At 71.3% G+C, this 18666-nt stretch carries 14 protein-coding genes; 9 read left to right on the top strand and 5 right to left on the bottom strand.

Going from position 1 to position 18666, the window contains the following annotated elements; translation table 11 throughout:
* Positions 1-57: 57 nt before the first annotated feature.
* From ACTWJ8_RS20335 to ACTWJ8_RS20355, 5 genes are all read left to right on the top strand, one after another.
* Complete coding sequence (locus ACTWJ8_RS20335) at positions 58-1635, top strand: cytochrome ubiquinol oxidase subunit I (RefSeq protein WP_356386434.1); 1578 nt, start codon at positions 58-60, stop codon at positions 1633-1635.
* A 14-nt stretch (positions 1636-1649) separates the two neighbouring features.
* Entirely contained in the window at positions 1650-2654 is a 1005-nt protein-coding gene (gene cydB, locus ACTWJ8_RS20340) for a cytochrome d ubiquinol oxidase subunit II (protein ID WP_443259948.1), read from the top strand.
* A gap of 31 nt (positions 2655-2685) precedes the next feature.
* Positions 2686-6192 (top strand): thiol reductant ABC exporter subunit CydD, encoded by a 3507-nt coding sequence (gene cydD, locus ACTWJ8_RS20345; RefSeq protein WP_443259950.1) that lies wholly within the window; start codon positions 2686-2688, stop codon positions 6190-6192.
* A gap of 81 nt (positions 6193-6273) precedes the next feature.
* On the top strand, positions 6274-8004 hold the full coding sequence (locus tag ACTWJ8_RS20350) for a sensor histidine kinase (protein ID WP_443259951.1): 1731 nt from the start codon (positions 6274-6276) through the stop codon (positions 8002-8004).
* Positions 8005-8106: 102 nt separating this feature from the next.
* Positions 8107-9156, top strand: a complete 1050-nt coding sequence (locus tag ACTWJ8_RS20355) for a M23 family metallopeptidase (protein ID WP_356386423.1) — start codon at positions 8107-8109, stop codon at positions 9154-9156.
* Positions 9157-9166: 10 nt separating this feature from the next.
* Here the strand turns inward: ACTWJ8_RS20355 and ACTWJ8_RS20360 are convergent, their stop codons facing one another.
* From ACTWJ8_RS20360 to ACTWJ8_RS20380, 5 genes are all read right to left on the bottom strand, one after another.
* Positions 9167-10057 (bottom strand): Cof-type HAD-IIB family hydrolase, encoded by an 891-nt coding sequence (locus tag ACTWJ8_RS20360; protein WP_443259952.1) that lies wholly within the window; start codon positions 10055-10057, stop codon positions 9167-9169.
* Between the two features lie 107 nt (positions 10058-10164).
* Entirely contained in the window at positions 10165-11109 is a 945-nt protein-coding gene (locus ACTWJ8_RS20365; protein WP_356386417.1) for an LLM class flavin-dependent oxidoreductase, read from the bottom strand.
* A gap of 215 nt (positions 11110-11324) precedes the next feature.
* The gene (locus ACTWJ8_RS20370; protein WP_443259953.1) at positions 11325-12272 is read right to left on the bottom strand and encodes a MerR family transcriptional regulator; all 948 of its coding nucleotides are present in this window, start codon (positions 12270-12272) and stop codon (positions 11325-11327) included.
* On the bottom strand, positions 12269-14047 hold the full coding sequence (locus ACTWJ8_RS20375; protein ID WP_443264943.1) for an SDR family oxidoreductase: 1779 nt from the start codon (positions 14045-14047) through the stop codon (positions 12269-12271). The genes ACTWJ8_RS20370 and ACTWJ8_RS20375 overlap by 4 nt, the downstream gene beginning before the upstream one ends.
* Before the next feature lie 11 nt (positions 14048-14058).
* On the bottom strand, positions 14059-14901 hold the full coding sequence (locus tag ACTWJ8_RS20380; protein WP_443259954.1) for a M24 family metallopeptidase: 843 nt from the start codon (positions 14899-14901) through the stop codon (positions 14059-14061).
* 203 nt (positions 14902-15104) lie between these two features.
* On the opposite strand from ACTWJ8_RS20380, the gene ACTWJ8_RS20385 reads away from it, so the two are divergent.
* The 4 genes from ACTWJ8_RS20385 to ACTWJ8_RS20400 are packed head-to-tail and all read left to right on the top strand — an operon-like array spanning position 15105 to position 18654.
* The gene (locus ACTWJ8_RS20385) at positions 15105-16118 is read left to right on the top strand and encodes an ABC transporter ATP-binding protein (RefSeq protein WP_443264944.1); all 1014 of its coding nucleotides are present in this window, start codon (positions 15105-15107) and stop codon (positions 16116-16118) included.
* Positions 16115-17017: an ABC transporter permease gene (locus tag ACTWJ8_RS20390; RefSeq protein ID WP_356386405.1), complete on the top strand. Its 903-nt coding sequence runs from the start codon at positions 16115-16117 to the stop codon at positions 17015-17017. The genes ACTWJ8_RS20385 and ACTWJ8_RS20390 overlap by 4 nt, the downstream gene beginning before the upstream one ends.
* The gene (locus ACTWJ8_RS20395) at positions 17014-17925 is read left to right on the top strand and encodes an ABC transporter ATP-binding protein (protein ID WP_356386402.1); all 912 of its coding nucleotides are present in this window, start codon (positions 17014-17016) and stop codon (positions 17923-17925) included. Before ACTWJ8_RS20390 ends, ACTWJ8_RS20395 begins: the two co-directional genes overlap by 4 nt.
* Positions 17926-17934: 9 nt before the next feature.
* Positions 17935-18654 (top strand): ABC transporter permease, encoded by a 720-nt coding sequence (locus ACTWJ8_RS20400; protein ID WP_356386399.1) that lies wholly within the window; start codon positions 17935-17937, stop codon positions 18652-18654.
* Positions 18655-18666 lie beyond the last annotated feature (12 nt).

An 18666-nucleotide genomic window follows, 5' to 3' on the forward strand; every position in this document is an offset into this window, starting at 1 on the left:
GTGGGATTAAAGGGGCAAACTGCCGCTGTGACCACGGCGATGTAAGGAGAAGACGCAGTGGACCCGACAACGGTCGCCCTCGCGCCGGAGACCCTGGCTCGATGGCAGTTCGGCATCACCACCGTCTACCACTTCCTGTTCGTGCCGCTGACGATCTCCCTGGCCGCGCTCACGGCGGGCCTGGAGACGGCGTGGGTGCGCACGGGCAAGGAGAAGTACTTCCACGCCACGAAGTTCTGGGGAAAGCTCTTCCTGATCAATATCGCGATCGGGGTGGCCACCGGGCTCGTGCAGGAGTTCCAGTTCGGCATGAACTGGTCGGACTACTCGAAGTTCGTCGGTGACGTCTTCGGCGCCCCGCTCGCCATGGAGGCGCTGATCGCCTTCTTCTTCGAGTCCACCTTCATCGGGCTGTGGATCTTCGGCTGGGACAAGCTGCCGAAGAAGCTGCACTGCGCCTGCATGTGGATGGTGTCGATCGGCACGCTGGCCTCGGCCTACTTCATCCTGGCGGCCAACTCGTGGATGCAGCACCCGGTCGGCTACGAGATCGACAAGCGGACCGGCGTGGCCCGGCTCAACGACATCGGGCACGTCCTCTTCCAGAACACCGCGGTCGTCCAGTTCGCGCACACCGTCGCCTCCGCCTTCCTGACCGGCGGGGCCTTCATGATCGGCATCGCCAGCTTCCTGCTCTGGAAGATCAAGAAGCAGAAGGACGCCGGCGAGCAGGTCGACCGCAAGCGGGTCATCACGCTGCGCAGCTCGCTCCGGCTCGGCCTGATCACCACTATGGTCGCGGGCATCCTGGTCGCCTTCTCCGGCGACTCCCTCGCCAAGGTGATGTTCAAGCAGCAGCCGATGAAGATGGCGGCGGCCGAGGCGCTGTGGGACACCGAATGCCCCGCACCCTTCTCGATCTTCGCGGTCGGCGATGTGACCAAGGGCCACAACTCCGTCGAGATAGAGCTTCCGGGCCTGCTGTCCTTCCTGGCCGACAGCAACTTCAGCAGCTGTGTCCCGGGCATCCAGGAGACGGCCAAGGCCGAGGCCGACAAGTACGGCGGCCAGCCCGAGGACTACATCCCCAACATCTTCGTCACCTTCTGGGGCTTCCGCCTCATGATCGGCATCGGGCTCACCGCGGCCGTCGCGGCCGGCGCCGGATTCTGGCTGACGCGGAAGCGGCGATGGCTGCTGCCCGAGCACAGAAGGGGTGAGGACGAGATCCCGAAGCTCATGCTCACCAACAAGCACGAGCTCGGCCCGACCGTCACCAAGTGGGGCTGGCGGGTCGGCATGGCCTCGCTGATCTTCCCCTTCATCGCCAACTCCATCGGCTGGATCTTCACCGAGATGGGCCGCCAGCCCTGGGCCGTCTTCGGACTCTTCAAGACCGCCGACTCGGTCTCCCCCGGCGTCAGCCAGGCCGAGATGGCGATCTCCCTGACCGCGCTGACCCTGCTGTACGCGGTGCTGTTCTGGATCAACGTCCGGCTGATGAAGAAGTACGCCCTCAAGGGCCCCGACACGGACGAGGAACCGCCGACCAAGGATCCGAAGCTGCGTGGTCCTTCGGGGGACGGCTCCGATGACGACGACGATGCCGACAAGCCACTGACCTTCGCGTACTGAGAGGAGAAAGCGCCATGGGCCTCAACGACTTCTGGTTCCTTCTGATCGCCGTTCTGTGGACCGGCTACTTCTTCCTCGAAGGCTTCGACTTCGGGGTCGGCATCCTGACCCGGCTGCTCGCCCGCGACCGCACCGAGCGGCGCGTGCTGATCAACATCATCGGTCCCGTGTGGGACGGCAACGAGGTCTGGCTGCTCACCGCCGCCGGAGCGATGTTCGCCGCGTTCCCCGTCTGGTACGCGACGTTCTTCAGCGCCTTCTACCTGCTCCTGGTGATCGCGCTGCTGCTGCTCATCGTGCGCGTGCTCTCCTTCGAGTACCGGCACAAGCGGCCGGAGGAGAGCTGGCAGCGCAACTGGGAGCTGGTGCTCTTCGTCAGCTCGCTGCTGCTGCCGTTCCTGTGGGGCGTGATGTTCGCCGACATGGTGCACGGGGTGCCGATCAACTCCCGGCAGGACTTCGCCGGTTCGCCCGCCGACCTGGTGACCTGGTGGGGCCTGCTCGGCGGGCTCGCGTTCACCGCGATCTGCACGCTGCACGGCGCGGTGTTCACCGCCCTGAAGACCGAGGGCGAGATCCGGGGCCGGGCGCGTGCGCTCGCGACCAAGGCCGGCGTGGCCACCATGCTGCTCGGCGGCGGGTTCCTCGCCTGGCTCCAGGTCGAGCGCGGGACGGTGGGGACAGCGGTGGCCTTCGCCGTGGCGGTCGTCGGCCTGCTCGGCACGCTGGCGTTCAACGCCAAGGGGCGCGAGGGCTGGGCGTTCACGTTCAACGGGATCGCGATCGCGGCCGTGGTGGCGGCGATCTTCCTGTCCCTGGCGCCGAACGTCATGCCGTCCTCGCTCAACGACGCGTGGAACCTGACGATCGACAACACGTCGTCGGGCGCGTACACGCTGAAGGTCATGACCTGGGTCGCCGGGATCATGACGCCGCTGGTCCTGCTCTACCAGGGCTGGACCTACTGGGTGTTCCGCAAGCGGCTCGGCACGAACCACATTCCGGCCGAGGCGCACTGAGCTCCCATCACGACGTGAGGGTGTGTTTCACGTGAAACCGATCGACCAGCGCCTGTTCCGGTACGGCCGGGCCTCCCGCTTCTTCCTGATCGCGGTGGTGGCCCTGGGCGCCGCCGGGGCGGGCCTGGTCATCGCTCAGGCGATGCTGATCGCCGAAATCGTGGTGGGCGCGTTCCAGCACGGATTGGACGCGGCGGAGCTGCGGGGGGCGCTGCTGCTGTTGGTGGCGGTCGCCGCCGGTCGTGGGCTCGTGGCCTGGCTGACCGAACTGGCCGCGCACCGGGCCAGCGCGGCGGTCAAGTCGGAGCTGCGCAGGCGCCTGTTGGAGCGGGCGGCACTGCTCGGCCCCGGCTGGCTGAGCGGGCAGCGCACCGGTTCGCTGGTGGCGCTCGCGACGCGTGGCGTGGACGCGCTCGACGACTACTTCTCCCGCTATCTGCCGCAGTTGGGGCTCGCGGTGGTGGTCCCGGTGGCGGTGCTCGCCCGCGTCGTCACCGAGGACTGGGTGTCGGCGGCGATCATCGTCGGCACGCTGCCCCTCATCCCGATCTTCATGATGCTCATCGGCTGGGCGACCCAGTCCCGGATGGACCGCCAGTGGCGGCTGCTCTCCCGGCTCTCGGGGCACTTCCTGGACGTGGTCGCGGGCCTTCCGACCCTGAAGGTGTTCGGCCGTGCCAAGGCGCAGGCCGAGTCCATCCGCAGGATCACCGGCGAGTACCGCAGGGCGACGATGCGCACGCTGCGGATCGCCTTCCTCTCATCGTTCGCGCTGGAACTGCTGGCCACGCTGTCGGTGGCGCTCGTCGCCGTCACCATCGGCATGCGGCTCGTGCACGGCGAGATGGACCTCTACATCGGGCTCGTCATCCTGGTGCTCGCGCCCGAGGCCTATCTGCCGCTGCGGCAGGTGGGCGCGCAGTTCCACGCGGCGGCCGAGGGCCTTGCCGCGGCGGAGGAGATCTTCGCGGTCCTGGAGACGCCGCTGCCGGAGTCCGGCACGCGGGAGGCTCCTTCGGCCGGCGGCATCGCGTTCGAGGACGTCTCGGTGCGCTACGAGGGACGGTCGACGCAGGCCCTGTCCCACGTCTCCTTCGAGGTCGCCGACGGCGAGACCGTGGCTCTCGTGGGGCCGAGCGGCGCTGGCAAGTCGACGGTGATCAGCGCGTTGTTGGGGTTCGTACGACCCAGTGGCGGGCGGATCTCGGCCGCCGGTGTCGACCTCGCCGAGGTGTCCCGCGAGGCCTGGCACGCGCGCGTGGCGTGGGTCCCGCAGCGGCCCCAGCTGTACGCCGGGTCGATCGCGGACAACGTACGGCTCGCGCGGCCGGGGGCCGACGACGCCGCGGTGCTCGCCGCGCTGCGCGAGGCCGGGGCCCTGGAGTACGTCGAGGCGCTGCCGGACGGGACGGCGACCGAACTCGGGGAGGACGGCGCAGGGCTCTCGGCGGGGCAGCGGCAGCGGCTCGCGCTCGCCCGCGCTTTCCTCGCGGACCGGCCTGTCGTGCTGCTCGACGAGCCGACGGCCGCGCTCGACGGTGCGACCGAGGCCGGCATCGTCGACGCGGTGCGCAGGCTCGCCGTGGGGCGGACCGTGCTGCTGGTGGTGCACCGGCCGGCGCTGCTCGCGGTGGCGGACCGGGTCGTACGGATCGAGGCGCCCGGGGCCGCCGTACCGGAGCAGACGCGGGAGACCGTGGCCGCCGCGAGCACGGCAGGGCAGATCGTTGCCGACGCCGTCGAGGCCACTCCTACCGAGCGGGCCGACGAGGCGCCGGACGGCCGGCGGCACGCGCTCACGCGGCTGCGCGCCGCCGCCCGGCCACGCCGCTCGCGCCTCGTCCTCGCCCTGCTGCTCGGCGCGCTCGCGCTCGGCAGCGCGGTCGGCCTGATGGCGACGTCCGGCTGGCTCATCTCGCGGGCCTCGCAGATGCCGCCGGTGCTGTACCTGATGGTCGCGGTGACGGCCACGCGCGCGTTCGGCATCGGGCGGGCGATCTTCCGGTACCTGGAGCGGCTCGTGTCGCACGACGCGGTGCTGCGGATGCTGGCCGACACCCGGGTCGCCGTGTACCGGCGCCTGGAGCGGCTCGCGCCCGCCGGGCTGCGCACGCGGCGGCGCGGCGATCTGCTCTCCCGGCTCGTCGCCGACGTGGACGCCCTCCAGGACTACTGGCTGCGCTGGCTGCTGCCCGCGTCGGTCGCCGCGCTCGTCGGCGCGGGCTCGGTGGCGTTCACCGCGTGGCTGCTGCCCGCCGCGGGCGCCGTGCTCGCCGTCGGACTGCTGCTCGCCGGTGTCGGGGTGCCGCTGCTGTCCGGCGCCGTGTCCCGGCGGGCCGAGCGGCGCCTCGCCCCCGCGCGCGGTGTGCTCGCCACGAAGGTCGCCGAACTGCTCACCGGCACCGCGGAACTGACGGTCGCGGGCGCCCTCGGGCGGCGCAGGAAGGAGGCCGACGACGCCGACTCCGCGCTCACGCGGATCGCGTCGCGCGGCGCCACCGCGACCGCGCTCGGCGACGGACTCACCGCCCTGTTCACCGGCCTGACCGTGGCCGCCGCCGCGCTCGTCGGCATCCAGGGCGTGCGCACCGGCCAGCTGCACGGGGTCTCGCTCGCGGTCGTCGTCCTCACGCCGCTCGCCGCGTTCGAGGCGGTGCTCGGCCTGCCGCTCGCCGTGCAGCACCGCCAGCGCGTCCACAAGAGCGCCGAGCGCGTCTACGAGGTGCTCGACGCGCCGGAACCCGTACGGGAGCCCGAGCGGCCCGCGCAGGCGCCGCGGGAGCCCTTCCCGCTCGTCGTGCGCGACCTCACCGCCCGCCACGAGGGCCAGGAACGGGACGCGCTCGCGGGCGTCGACCTGACGCTGGAGCGCGGCCGCCGCGTCGCCGTGGTCGGGCCTTCGGGCTCCGGCAAGACGACCCTCGCGCAGGTGCTGCTCCGCTTCCTGGACGCGGCGTCCGGCACGTACACGCTCGGCGGCGTCGAGGCGGCGGCGCTCGACTCCGACGCGGTCCGTCGCCTCGTGGGTCTGTGCGCCCAGGACGCCCATCTCTTCGACAGCAGCCTCCGCGAGAACCTGCTGCTCGCCAAGAAGGACGCCACCGAGGACGAGCTGTGGGCGGTGCTCGGCCGCGTACGCCTCCAGGAGTGGGCGCGCGGCCTCCCGGACGGGCTCGACACCCTGGCGGGCGAGCACGCCGCGCGGCTCTCGGGCGGTCAGCGGCAGCGGCTCGCGCTGGCCCGCGCGCTGCTCGCCGACTTCCCCGTCCTCGTCCTGGACGAGCCGGCCGAACACCTCGACCTGGAGACGGCGGACGCGCTCACCGCGGATCTCCTGGACGCCACGCGGGGACGGACGACGGTGTTGATCACGCACCGGCTCGCCGGCCTCGACGCCGTGGACGAGGTGCTCGTGCTCGACGGCGGGCGGGTCGCCCAGCGCGGCCCCTACGCCGAGCTGGCCGCGGCCGACGGGCCGCTTCAGGAGCTGCTGCGGCGGGAGGACGCGGCACAGGCGCTGACCGGAGCGCGGGGCTGACGGGGCCAGGGGGGAGCGAGGGAGCCCACGGCTCGCTGATCCCGACTTTCGCCGCCAAATGGGACTAATTAGGCTCGGGGCATGTCAGCACCCACGGACCCCGGCGCCCCTCCCCCCGCCGAGCCCGCAGCGGGCTCCCTGGAGGCGGCGACCCAGGCGACGCGCAGCCTGCACGGTCTGTCGGCCGAGCTGACGGCGCGACTGCCGCAGCTCCTCGAAGCGATGCGCTCCGTGGGCACCGATCTCGAACTGCACTCCACGCTGGACCGGATCTGTGAGACGGCCGCCGAGCTGACCCGTGCCAAGTACGCGGCCATCGGTGTCGTCGACGAGGACGGCGAGGGGCTCTCGGACTTCGTCTACTACGGGGTCGACGAGGAGACCGCCCGGCTCATCGGGCGGCTGCCCGACGGGCACAAGGGGCTGCTCGGCGCGCTCATCCACGACCCCGTCACCGTGCGGCTCGCGGACCTCGGGGACGACCCGCGCTCCTGCGGCTTTCCCGCGCACCACCCGCCGATGCACTCGTTCCTCGGCCTCCCCATCCGCGTACAGGGCGAGATCTTCGGAAACCTCTACCTCACGGAGAAGGAGGGCGGTGTCGAGTTCACCGACGACGACCTGAACATGGTCCGGGTGCTCGCCACCGAGGCCGGCATCGCGATCGGCAACGCGCGGCTCTACGGAGCGGCGAAACAGCGCGAGCGGTGGATCGACGGCTCCGTGGCGGTGACGACCGCGCTGCTCTCGGGCGGCGACGCCGACGACGCCCTCCAGGTCGTCGCCGAACAGGCCCGCCACCTCTCCGACTCGGCCGCCGGCATAGTGATGCTGCCCGCGGAGGAGGGCGGCATGGAGATCGTCGCCGTCGACTCGGACGAACCCTCCGGCGCGCTCGGCGTGATCGTGCCGCCGGAGAGCGAGATCATCGCCGAACTGCTCGACGGGAAGGCCGTGTTCGTCGAGGACGCCGCCACCGATCCGCGCATGCTGACCGACCTCGCGCACGAGTACGGGCCGTCCATGATGCTGCCCCTCCAGAGCGGCGGCCGGGTCCTCGGGACGCTGGTGATGACCCGGGCGAGCGGCGGGCGGCCCTTCACCGAGGCGGAGCGCACCCTGGCCACCCAGTTCGCCTCCCAGGCCGCGCTCGCCCTGGTGTCGGCCGAGGCGCAGCGCGACCGGGAGCGGCTCGCCGTCCTGGAGGACCGCGACCGGATCGCCCGCGATCTGCACGACCTCGTCATCCAGCGGCTCTTCGCCACCGGGATGATGCTGGAGACCGCCCAGCGCCGCTCCGTGGTGCCCGAGGTGCAGCAGGGCGTCGGCAAGGCGGTCGACGAGCTCGACACCACGATCCAGGAGATCCGCACGGCGATCTTCGCGCTCCAACAGGGGCCGGCGGAGGCGCCGTCGGGGCTGCGCACCAAGGTGCTGCGCGAGATCAACACGGCGGCGGTGCCGCTCGGCTTCAAGCCCTCGCACCGCTTCCTCGGGCCCGTCGACACGGTCGTCGGCGAACTCACGGGCAAGAACCTCATCGCGGCGCTGCGCGAGGCCCTCTCGAACGCGTTCCGGCACGCGGACGCGACCCGTATCGACGTCGTCGTCGACGCCACCGTGATCCTCCCCGACGGGCAGCAGGGCGTGCGCCTGACCGTCGCGGACGACGGCGTGGGCATCCAGGAGGGCGGGCGGCGCAGCGGCCTGAAGAACCTCCGCAGGCGCGCCGAGTCGCTGGGCGGCGCCAGTTGGTACGGGGCGGGGCTCGAGGGCGCCGGTACGACGGTGGTGTGGCAGGCGCCCTACTGACCCCGGTTCGGCGGTACCCGGCTGCGCCGTACGGGGCAGCCGTTCCCTCGCCCGTACCAGCTCCGCAGGAAGGTGGGCGCGGGGCGGTCGACGATCCGATGCATGTGTCCAGGACCCCGCCGTACCCGCACATCACTGGTCGTCACGGCGCTGCTGTGCGCCCTCGTGACCCTCGGCAGCCCGCCCACGGCATCCCAGGGCGCGGAGGGCCCCGGGGCGAGCGCGGAGGTCGCGCGGCTCTACGAGGAGGCGTCGAAGGCGACGCAGCGCTACGAAGCGGGGCGCAGGGACGCGACGGCGGAACGGGCGAAGGCCAGGGCGATGGAGCGGCTGCTCGTGCGGGAGCGGCGGGAGATCGCGGTGCGCCACGCCGACCTCGGCCGGATCGCCCGCGCCCAGTACCGCAACGGCGGCGACATCCCGCTCACCGCGCAGATGCTGCTCTCCGGGGACCCCGAGGAGCTGATGCACGGTCAACGTGCCGTGTGGCAGGCCGACCTGGCGCTCAACAACGCCGTCGACAAGAGCAGACGCGCCGAGCGCAGGCTCAGCGAAGGACAACGCAGGGCCGATGACGCGTGGCACGACCTCAAGGAGCGCAACGCGCGGCTGGCCACCCTGAAGAAGGGCATCGCGACCAAGCTGGAGGCGGCCCGCTGGAAGCTCCAGGGGCAGGCGGACCAGTCGGTCGCGGCGGGCAGGTGCCGGGGCGCGGTGCGCCTCAAGGAGCCGAAGAACACGACCACGCGCGCGTGGGTACCCCCGGTGAAGACGTACACGCTGTCGGCGGGCTTCGACAGCGCGGGCGAGCGCTGGTCGCACCGGCACACGGGACAGGACTTCGCGGTCGACATCGGCACACCGGTACGGGCGGTGGGCGCGGGCCGCGTGCAGAGCGTGTCCTGCGGCGGCGCCTTCGGCATCGAGGTCGTCGTGCGGCACCCCGGCGGCTACTACACGCAGTACGCGCACCTGGCCGCGGTCACCGTCGACCAGGGGCAGAAGCTGCGGGCCGGGCAGTGGCTCGGGCAGTCCGGCACCACCGGCAACTCGACGGGGCCGCACCTGCACTTCGAGGTACGGCTCACGCCGTATCTGGGCTCGGGCGTGGACCCGGTGAAGTGGTTCGCCGAGCGCCACGTGAAGCTGTAGCGCCGTGCGGCTACCGGGCGGGCGCGTGCGCGGCCAGGATGTCCTCGATGACGCGGGCCACGCCGTCCTCGTTGTTGGTCGCGGTGCGGCCGGTCGCCGCGGCCAGGACCTCGGGGTGCGCGTTGCCCATCGCGAAGGACGTGCCCGCCCAGGCGAGCATCTCCATGTCGTTCGGCATGTCCCCGAGGGCGACCACCTCGGTCGGAGCGATGCCGCGCTCGGCGCAGCACATGGCGAGGGTGGACGCCTTGGAGACGCCGGGGCCGCTGATCTCCAGGAGCGCGCTGGGGCTCGACCGGGTGATCGACGCCCGCTCGCCGACGCCCTCGCGGGCCAGCGCGAGGAACGCGTCGGGGTCGAGCTCGGGGTGGTGGGCGAGGAGCTTGAGCACCGGCTGGTCCGCGACGATCGAGCCGCCGGGGGCCGGCTCCAGGAGCTTCTCCGCCGACGCGACCGTCTCGCCCGGGTCCAGGTGAAGCGGCGGGTACGCGGGCTCGTGGTGCAGCCCGCCGGTGCGCTCCACGGCGAACGTGGTCCCGGGCGCCGTCTCGCGCAGGATGCGGACGACGTCGAGCGCGTCGGGGACCGTCAGCTCGCGGATCTTGACGAAGCGGTGGCCTCCCGCGTCGCCGTGCAGGTCCACGACGGCGGCGCCGTTGCCGCAGATCGCCAGGCCGTGGCCGTGCACATGGTCGCTGACGACGTCCATCCAGCGGGCCGGGCGGCCCGTCACGAAGAAGACCTCGATGCCGGCCTCCTCGGCGGCGGCGAGCGCGGCGACCGTACGAGGAGAAACGGTTTTGTCGTCGTGCAGCAGAGTGCCGTCGAGATCCGTGGCGATCAGCCGGGGCGAGGGGGCGGAGGGGGCCGGAGTCCGGGGCCCGGGAGTCGGTGAGGTCACCGAACCATGGTCGCGCATATGCGTGCACGGGCGTGCCATGGGGCGCACATATGAGTGCGCGACTGGCTCATGAGCCCCTCCCGGGCCCCGGTGTGACGGTGTCCGATTCAGCCGAGTTGGGCCGGGGCCTCCGTGGCGATCGCCTCGAAGATCTTCTGGTCGGCCGCGAAGTCGGTGCCGGGGATCGGCCAGTGCACGACGAGTTCGGTGAAGCCCAGCTCGCGGTGGTTGCCGGCGAAGTCGACGAAGGCGTCGACGGAGTCGAGGGGGCGGGCGCGGTCCGGGGTGAATCCGGTGAGCAGCACCTTGTCCAGCTCGGCCGCGTCACGGCCGATGGCCTCGCAGGCGGCGGTCAGCTTCGCGACCTGTCCGCGAATGGCCTGAATCGACTCCTCCGGGGTGCCCGATTCGTACAGCTTCGGGTCGCCGGTGGTCACCCACGCCTGCCCGTGCCGCGCGGCGAGCTTCAGCCCGCGGGGGCCCGTCGCGGCGACCGCGAAGGGCAACCGGGGGCGCTGCACGCAGCCGGGGATGTTCTGGGCGCCGACGTCGCCACCTGCCGAGTAGAACGTCCCGTCGTACGTGACGGTGTCCTCCGTGAGCAGCCGGTCGAGCAGCGGGACGAACTCCGCGAAACGGTCGGCCCGCTCGCGCGGTGTCCACGGCTGCTGCCCGCTGTGCGCGAGGGCGCTCGCGTCGAAGCCGGTGCCGCCCGCGCCGATGCCGAGCGTGATCCGGCCACCGGAGATGTCGTCGAGCGAGATCAGTTCCTTGGCGAGGGTGACGGGGTGCCGGAAGTTCGGCGAGGTCACGAGGGTGCCGAGGCGGATCCGCTCGGTGGCGGTGGCGGCGGCCGTCAGCGTCGGGACCGCCCCGAACCACGGCCCGTCCCGGAACGGCACGCGCCAGGACAGGTGGTCGTACGTGTACGCGGTGTGGAAACCGAGCTCTTCCGCCCGCAGCCAGGCCTCACGCCCGCCCTCGCGCCAGCGGCGATGGGGCAGGATCACGGTGCTCAGGCGCATCGGCGCCCCGGTGACGTTGTCGCTCATACCGGTGAGCGTATGCGCATCCAGCGCGCCCGCCGTCCATCGACCCGAGTGGACGGTTTCCCGGCCGGCCTCGTGAGCGACCCCGCGGACCTCGCGGAGTCTCCCGAGGACCTCCATCGTTCACGCGAATTTCTTTCGTGAATTTCGGGCGGCAGGTTTGATCCACAGCCAAGTCCAGTTATCCACAGGCCAGTTGGTGTTTCTGTGGACAACTCTCAAGTGGAATCGGGTATTTGGTCAACTTTGGCCATATTGCCCGGGTTTGAGGTCAAGGCGTCCAATGTCCTTGTCTGTACCTCTCGTTCGGCGGCCGCCGCGACGAACGCCGAGACGTGCTCCGCGCCAACGAGCCCGCTTACAGCGCGGATTGTTTCGGCGGGGAGGGGGACGTTTTGGGGCTCATGCGAGGCGTGGACCGCCGGGCCCTCGGAGAGGTGGTGGTGGAGGTGGCGCGTGGCGAACAGGCGCATGGCGCGCGCCAGTTCGGCGTCGACCGACTGTTGTGCGAGCGGTCGGAGGCGACGCACGAGCGAAGCCGCTTCGGCCGCTTCCGCGTCCGTCGGCGGCTCGGGACCGAGATAGCGCGCGAACACGTGCTCGGTCGTGAACTCCAGGAAACGCGCCGCTATATGTTCGACCTGGCCCCTCAACTCCCTTAGATGACCGGAAATTGCGGAGAGGGGGACGCCCGCCGCGTGCAACTCGACGGCTACAGCGAGCTCTTGAGGGCTCGGGACGAGGTACTCGTCGTCCCGCCCCGGGACCGGCTCCAGCACACCCAGCTCGAGCGCGTCCCGCACCGCCGCCTCGTCGGGCTCCCCGCCGAACCGCTCGTCGAGCTCCGCGCGCGTGATGCGCCCCGCCCGCTCGTCCGTCCACGGCCCGTCCACCTCCGCGACGAGACCGAGCACCCCGCCGAGGCCGCGCCCCGCGTCCCAGGCCTCGAGCAGCTCCTTGATGGACGCCAGCGTGTACCCCCGGTCCAGGAGGTCCGCGATCTGGCGCAGCCGGGACAGATGCGCGTCCGTGTAGACGTTCGCCCGCCCCCGCCGCTCGGGCCGCGGCAGCAGCCCGCGGTCCTGGTAGGCCCGGATCGTCCGGACCGTGGCGCCGCTGTGGTGCGCCAGGTCCTCGATCCGGTACTCCGCGTCGCCGGTGCTCACAGCGGTGGCTCCATGCGTGCGACCGCGCGCAGCGCCCGCGGCGTGAACCGGGACATGAGGTGGGCGCCGCGGGCCTCCGGGGTGACCGGCACGACCGCCTTGTCGCGCACGACGGCCTCCAGGACCGCGGCGGCGACCTTCTCCGGCGGATAGTTGCGCAGCCCGTACAGGCGCGAGGACTTCTTCTGCCGGCGCTTCTCCTCCTCGGCGTCGACCCCGGCGAAGTGGGCCGTCGCCGTGATGTTCGTGTTCACCAGGCCGGGGCATATCGCGGAGACCCCGATGCCCTGGCCGACCAGCTCGGCGCGCAGGCACTCGCTGAGCATGAGGACGGCGGCCTTGGAGGTCGAGTACGCGGGCAGCGCCTTCGACGGCTGGTACGCCGCCGCGGACGCGGTGTTCACGATGTGGCCGCCCTGCCCGCGCTCCGCCATCTGTTTGCCGAACAGCCGGCAGCCGTGGATGACGCCCCACAGGTTGACGTCGAGGACCTTCTTCCAGTCCTCCGTGGTGGTGTCGAAGAAGGAGCCGGACAGGCCGATCCCCGCGTTGTTCACCAGCACGTCGACCACGCCGTACTCGGCCGCGACCTTCTCGGCGAGCTTCTCCATGGCCTGCTCGTCGGTGACGTCGACGGTCTCGCCCCACGCCTCGGGCGCCCCGATGAGCTGGGCCAGCTCGGCGGTGCGCGCGGCGCTCTCGGCGTCCCGGTCGACCGCGACCACGCGCGCGCCGGCCTCCGCGAACGCGAACGCGGTGGCCCGCCCGATGCCGCTGCCCGCCCCCGTCACCAGGACCAGCTGACCGGCGAACCGGTCCGCGTGCTTCCCTTCGGCCGCCGGGCGCTGCGTCGGCACCCCGGCCGCCCGCCCCTCGTGCGTGGTGACGAACTCGGTGATCCAGGAGGCCAGTTGGTCGGGCCTGGTGCGCGGCACCCAGTGCTTGGCGGGCAGCACGCGGCGCGTCAACTGCGGCGCCCACAGCTCCAGCTGGTCGTACAGCTTCGGTGACAGGAAGGCGTCCCCGAGCGGCGTGATGAGCTGCACGGGCGCGTGCGCGTACGCGTCCTCGCGCGGGCGGCGCAGCCGCGCCCGTACGTTGTCCCGGTACAGCCACGCCCCGTGCGCCGCGTCGGAGGGCAGCGACGCCGTCGGGTAGTCGCCCGCGGGGACCCGCTCGACGCGCTCCAGGATCTTCGGCCAGCGCTTGCCGAGCGGCCCGCGCCAGGCCAGCTCGGGCAGCACCGGCGTGTGCAGCATGTAGACGTACCAGGACTTGGCGCCCTGGCCGAGCAGCTGGCCGACCTTGGCGGGCGTGGGCCGCTTCACGCGCTGCTTGATCCAGTGCCCGAAGTGGTCGAGGGAGGGGCCCGACATCGAGGTGAAGGACGCGATGCGGCCCTGGGTGCGCTCGACCGTGGCGAACTCCCACGACTGCACCGAGCCCCAGTCGTGCCCCACCAGGTGCACAGGACGGTCCGGGCTCACCGCGTCGACGACCGCCAGGAAGTCGTCGGTGAGCTTCTCCAGGGTGAAGCCGCCGCGCAGCGGCTGCGGCGCGGTCGACCGGCCGTGCCCACGGACGTCGTAGAGCACCACATGGAAGCGGTCGGCGAGCCGCGCGGCGACCTCCGTCCACACCTCCTTGGAGTCCGGATAGCCGTGCACGAGCACCACCGTCGGCCGCTCGGCGCCGCCCGGCCCGCCCAGCTCGACGACGCACAGCTCGATGCCGCCCGTGCGCACCCGGCGCTCACGCGCGCCCTCGATCGTCATCAGGTCCGTCATCAGATGCCCTCCGCCCAGCGCCGCACGTGCGGCAGATCGTCGTCCAGCCAAAAGGCGCTCTCCTGCGGGTCCTTGGAGTCGGTGACCACAAGAAGCTCCTCGAACTTCGCGCCCGTGCCCCGGAATCCGAGATGCGGCTCCACCGCCCACAGGCCCGGCTGCGGCGGGTGGTCGGAGAACCGGTACGGCGACCACAGCGGCGACCAGCCGTCCCTGTGCCCGTGCAGCGCGTCGCTCGCCAGGCCCTTCAGGGACTGGGTGCCGAAGCCGAACAGCGTGGGGTTGAACCGGCGTTCCCTGACCCGGTCGACCTTGTGCGCGATGACGCCGAAGGGGTACGCCCGATGCCGGTTCGCGTATCCCTGCCGGACCATCAGCCGCTCCACGTCCTCGTAGATCTCCCGCAGCGGGCGGCGCTCGCGGACCTCGCGCAGGATCAGCTCGCGGTGCGCCTCCAGGTCCGAAAGCAGTTTGTCGTGCACGGGGTTGAGGCCCAGGCAGCCCGAGTAGCCGATGTCCGCCGTGAACCCCTGGTGCACCGGGGCCATGTCGAGGATGAAGGGCATCCCCGCCTCGAGCCGCCGGTTCGTCGGGAAGAACTGCAGCGGGACCCGGAAGTTCACGAACGCCGTGCGGTCCCCGAACCAGGCGAAGGGCAGGTGGAACCAGTCCCGCACCCCGCGCTCGCGCAGCCAGTCGCGCTGCATCCGCGCCGCCTCGCGCTCGGTGACACCGGGCTTGAGCTGCGCCGCGACCGATTCCGCGCACGCGTACGCGAGCCGCTGGACTTCTCTGAATCCCCGCAGCTCCGCGGAGAGTTCACGTACCACTGCTGAGGCCATGCCACCGTCCGTCCGACCGTCGCTGTACGCGTTCGTAACTTGACACTGATGAATGTGACAATGCCTGGCGGCGGCGTCAAGAGGTCTGCACGACCTCCTCAGGGCGGACCCCTAGGGACCCGTAATACTCAGGTCTCATACGAGGTCGACCCCACGGTCTGACGAATTGGTGTGGCCTGCACCACTACGGTCGAACCGTGACTGTGATCGCGACCGAAAGCCTGAGCAAGCGGTTCCCCAGGGTGACCGCTCTTGACCGGCTGACCATGGACATCGGGCCCGGGGTGACCGGACTCGTCGGGGCCAATGGAGCCGGCAAGTCCACCATGATCAAGATCCTTCTTGGTCTGTCCCCCGCGTCGGAGGGCCGCGCCGAAGTGCTCGGACTCGACGTCGCGACGAAGGGCGCCGAGATCCGCGAGCGCGTGGGGTACATGCCGGAGCACGACTGCCTGCCGCCGGACGTCTCGGCGACCGAGTTCGTCGTCCACATGGCGCGCATGTCGGGCCTGCCCCCCACGGCCGCCCGCGAGCGCACCGCCGACACCCTGCGCCACGTCGGCCTCTACGAGGAGCGCTACCGCCCGATGGGCGGCTACTCGACGGGCATGAAGCAGCGCGTGAAGCTGGCCCAGGCCCTCGTGCACGACCCGCAGCTGGTCTTCCTCGACGAGCCGACGAACGGCCTGGACCCGGTCGGCCGCGACGACATGCTCGGCCTGATCCGGCGCGTGCACACCGACTTCGGCATCTCCGTCCTCGTCACCTCGCACCTGCTCGGCGAGCTGGAGCGCACCTGCGACCACGTCGTGATCATCGACGGCGGCAAGCTGCTCCGCTCCAGCTCCACCACGGACTTCACGCAGGCCACGGCGACGCTCGCGATCGAGGTCACCGACAGCGACGAGCACCCGGACGGCACCAGGGCACTGCGCGAGGCGTTCGCGCGGCGCGGCATCGAGACCACCACCGGCGGCGAACTGCCGGGCGCCGGACACACCGTGCTCCTCACGGCGCAGGGCGAGGAGACGTACGACATCGTGCGCGACGTCGTCGCGGACCTCGGCCTCGGCCTGGTCCGGATGGAACAGCGCAGGCACCAGATCGCGGAGGTGTTCCGCCCCGAGGCCGAGCAGCGGCAGGAGCAGGGCTCCGAGCGCGCCGCCGCCTGGGCGGCCACCGCCGCGGCCGAGCAGACGGGAGGCGCGGAGCGATGACCACGGAGCCCCTGCCCACGGACCGCGCGTCCACCCAGATCCACAACATCGGATACCGGCACTACGACGGACCGCGTCTCGGCCGCGCGTACGCCCGCCGCTCGCTCTTTTCGCAGAGCCTGCGCGGGGCGTACGGACTGGGCCGCTCGGCCAAGTCCAAGGTGCTGCCGATGCTGCTCTTCATCGTGATGTGCGTCCCGGCGCTGATCATGGTCGCGGTGGCCGTCGCCACGAAGGCGAACGACCTGCCGGTCGACTACACGCGCTACGCGGTCATCCTCCAGGCGGTGATCGGCCTCTACGTGGCGTCCGCCGCGCCGAACGCGGTCTCGCTCGACCTGCGCTTCAAGTCGATCCCGCTGTACTTCTCGCGCCCCATCGAGCGGGTCGACTACGTGGTGGCGAAGTTCGCCGCCCTGACCTCGGCCCTGTTCGTCCTCACGGCGGCGCCGCTGATCGTGCTTTACATCGGCTCTCTGCTCGCCAAGCTGGACTTCGCCGAGCAGACCAAGGGATTCGCCCAAGGACTGGTATCCGTGGCGCTGTTGTCACTGCTCTTCGCGGGGATCGGCCTCGTCGTCTCCGCGGTCACCCCGCGCCGCGGCTTCGGCATCGCCGCCGTCATCGCCGTCCTGACCATCTCCTACGGCGCCGTGTCCACGGTCCAGGCGATCGCCGACGCCCAGGACAACGGCGGGGCGGTGACCTGGCTGGGCCTCTTCTCCCCGATCACGCTCATCGACGGGGTGCAGACCGCCTTCCTCGGGGCGAGCTCCTCCTTCCCGGGGGCGCACGGCCCCTCGGCGGCCCAGGGCCTCGTCTATCTGCTCGTCGTCCTCGGGCTCATCGCCGGCTCCTACGGGCTGCTGATGCGCCGCTACCGGAAGGTCGGACTGTGACTGCCATCGAAATCGACCACGTCTCGCGCTGGTTCGGGAACGTCGTGGCGGTCAACGACGTCACGATGACCATCGGCCCCGGAGTGACGGGCCTGCTCGGTCCGAACGGCGCGGGGAAGTCCACGCTCATCAACATGATGGGCGGCTTCCTCGCCCCCTCGAACGGATCGGTGACCCTCGACGGACAGCCGATCTGGCGCAACGAACAGATCTACCGGCACATCGGCATCGTGCCCGAGCGCGAGGGCATGTACGACTTCCTCACGGGCCGCGAATTCGTCGTCGCCAACGCCGAGTTGCACGGCCTCGGAAAGAAACAGGCCGCGGAGGCGCTCGCCACGGTCGAGATGGAGTACGCGCAGGACCGCAAGATCTCGACGTACTCCAAGGGCATGCGGCAGCGCGTGAAGATGGCGTCCGCGCTCGTCCACAGCCCTTCGGTGCTGCTCCTCGACGAGCCGTTCAACGGCATGGACCCGCGCCAGCGCATGCAGCTCATGGACCTGCTGCGACGCATGGGGGACGACGGCCGCACCGTCCTGTTCTCCTCGCACATCCTCGAAGAGGTCGAGCAACTCGCCTCGCACATCGAGGTGATCGTCGCCGGCCGGCACGCGGCCAGTGGCGACTTCCGCAGGATCCGCCGCCTGATGACCGACCGCCCGCACCGCTATCTGATCCGCTCCAGCGACGACCGGACACTGGCCGCCGCGTTGATCGCGGACCCGTCGACGGCGGGCATCGAAGTCGACCTGAAGGAGGGCGCGCTGCACGTCCAGGCCGTCGACTTCGGCCGGTTCACGACGCTGCTGCCGCAGGTCGCGCGGGCGCACGGCATCCGGCTGCTCACGGTCTCGCCGTCCGACGAGTCCCTCGAGTCCGTCTTCTCGTACCTGGTCGCGGCGTAGGAGGCCCTGATGTACGACCCCACTGTCGCCCGGCTGACGTACCGGGCCCTGCTCGGCAGGCGCCGGGCCCTGATCCTCTTCGCGCTCCCGGTGCTGCTGGTCGTGATCTCCGCGCTGGTCCGCGGGCTCACGGGCGCTGACGACCAGACCGCGTCCGACCTGCTGGGCGGGTTCGCGCTCGCCACGATGGTGCCGCTGATCGGCGTCATCGCGGGCACGGGCGCGATCGGCCCGGAGATCGACGACGGCTCCGTCGTCTACCTCCTGTCGAAGCCGATCAAGCGGCCCACGATCATCTTCACCAAGCTCATCGTGGCCATCGGCGTGACCATGGTGTTCTCTGCGGTCCCTACGCTGATCGCGGGCTTCATCCTGAACGGGAACGGGCAGCAGATCGCGGTCGCGTACACGGTCGCCGCCCTGGTGGCCTCCATCGCGTACGCGGCGATCTTCCTGCTGCTCGGCACGGTCACGCGGCACGCCGTCGTCTTCGGCCTCGTCTACGCCCTTGTGTGGGAGGCACTCTTCGGGACCCTGGTCTCCGGGGCGCGCACCCTCAGCGTGCAGCAGTGGTCGCTCGCGGTCGCCCAGAAGGTGGCCGGTGGTGACCTCGTCACCTCGGACGTGGGCCTGCCGCTCGCGACGGTGCTGCTCGTCGTGGTGACGGCGCTGGCCACCTGGTACGCCGGGCAGAAGCTGCGCTCGCTGAAGCTGGCCGGCGAGGAGTAGCAGAGGCAGCGG

Source organism: Streptomyces sp. SDT5-1 (assembly GCF_052245995.1).
GTDB lineage: Bacteria > Actinomycetota > Actinomycetes > Streptomycetales > Streptomycetaceae > Streptomyces.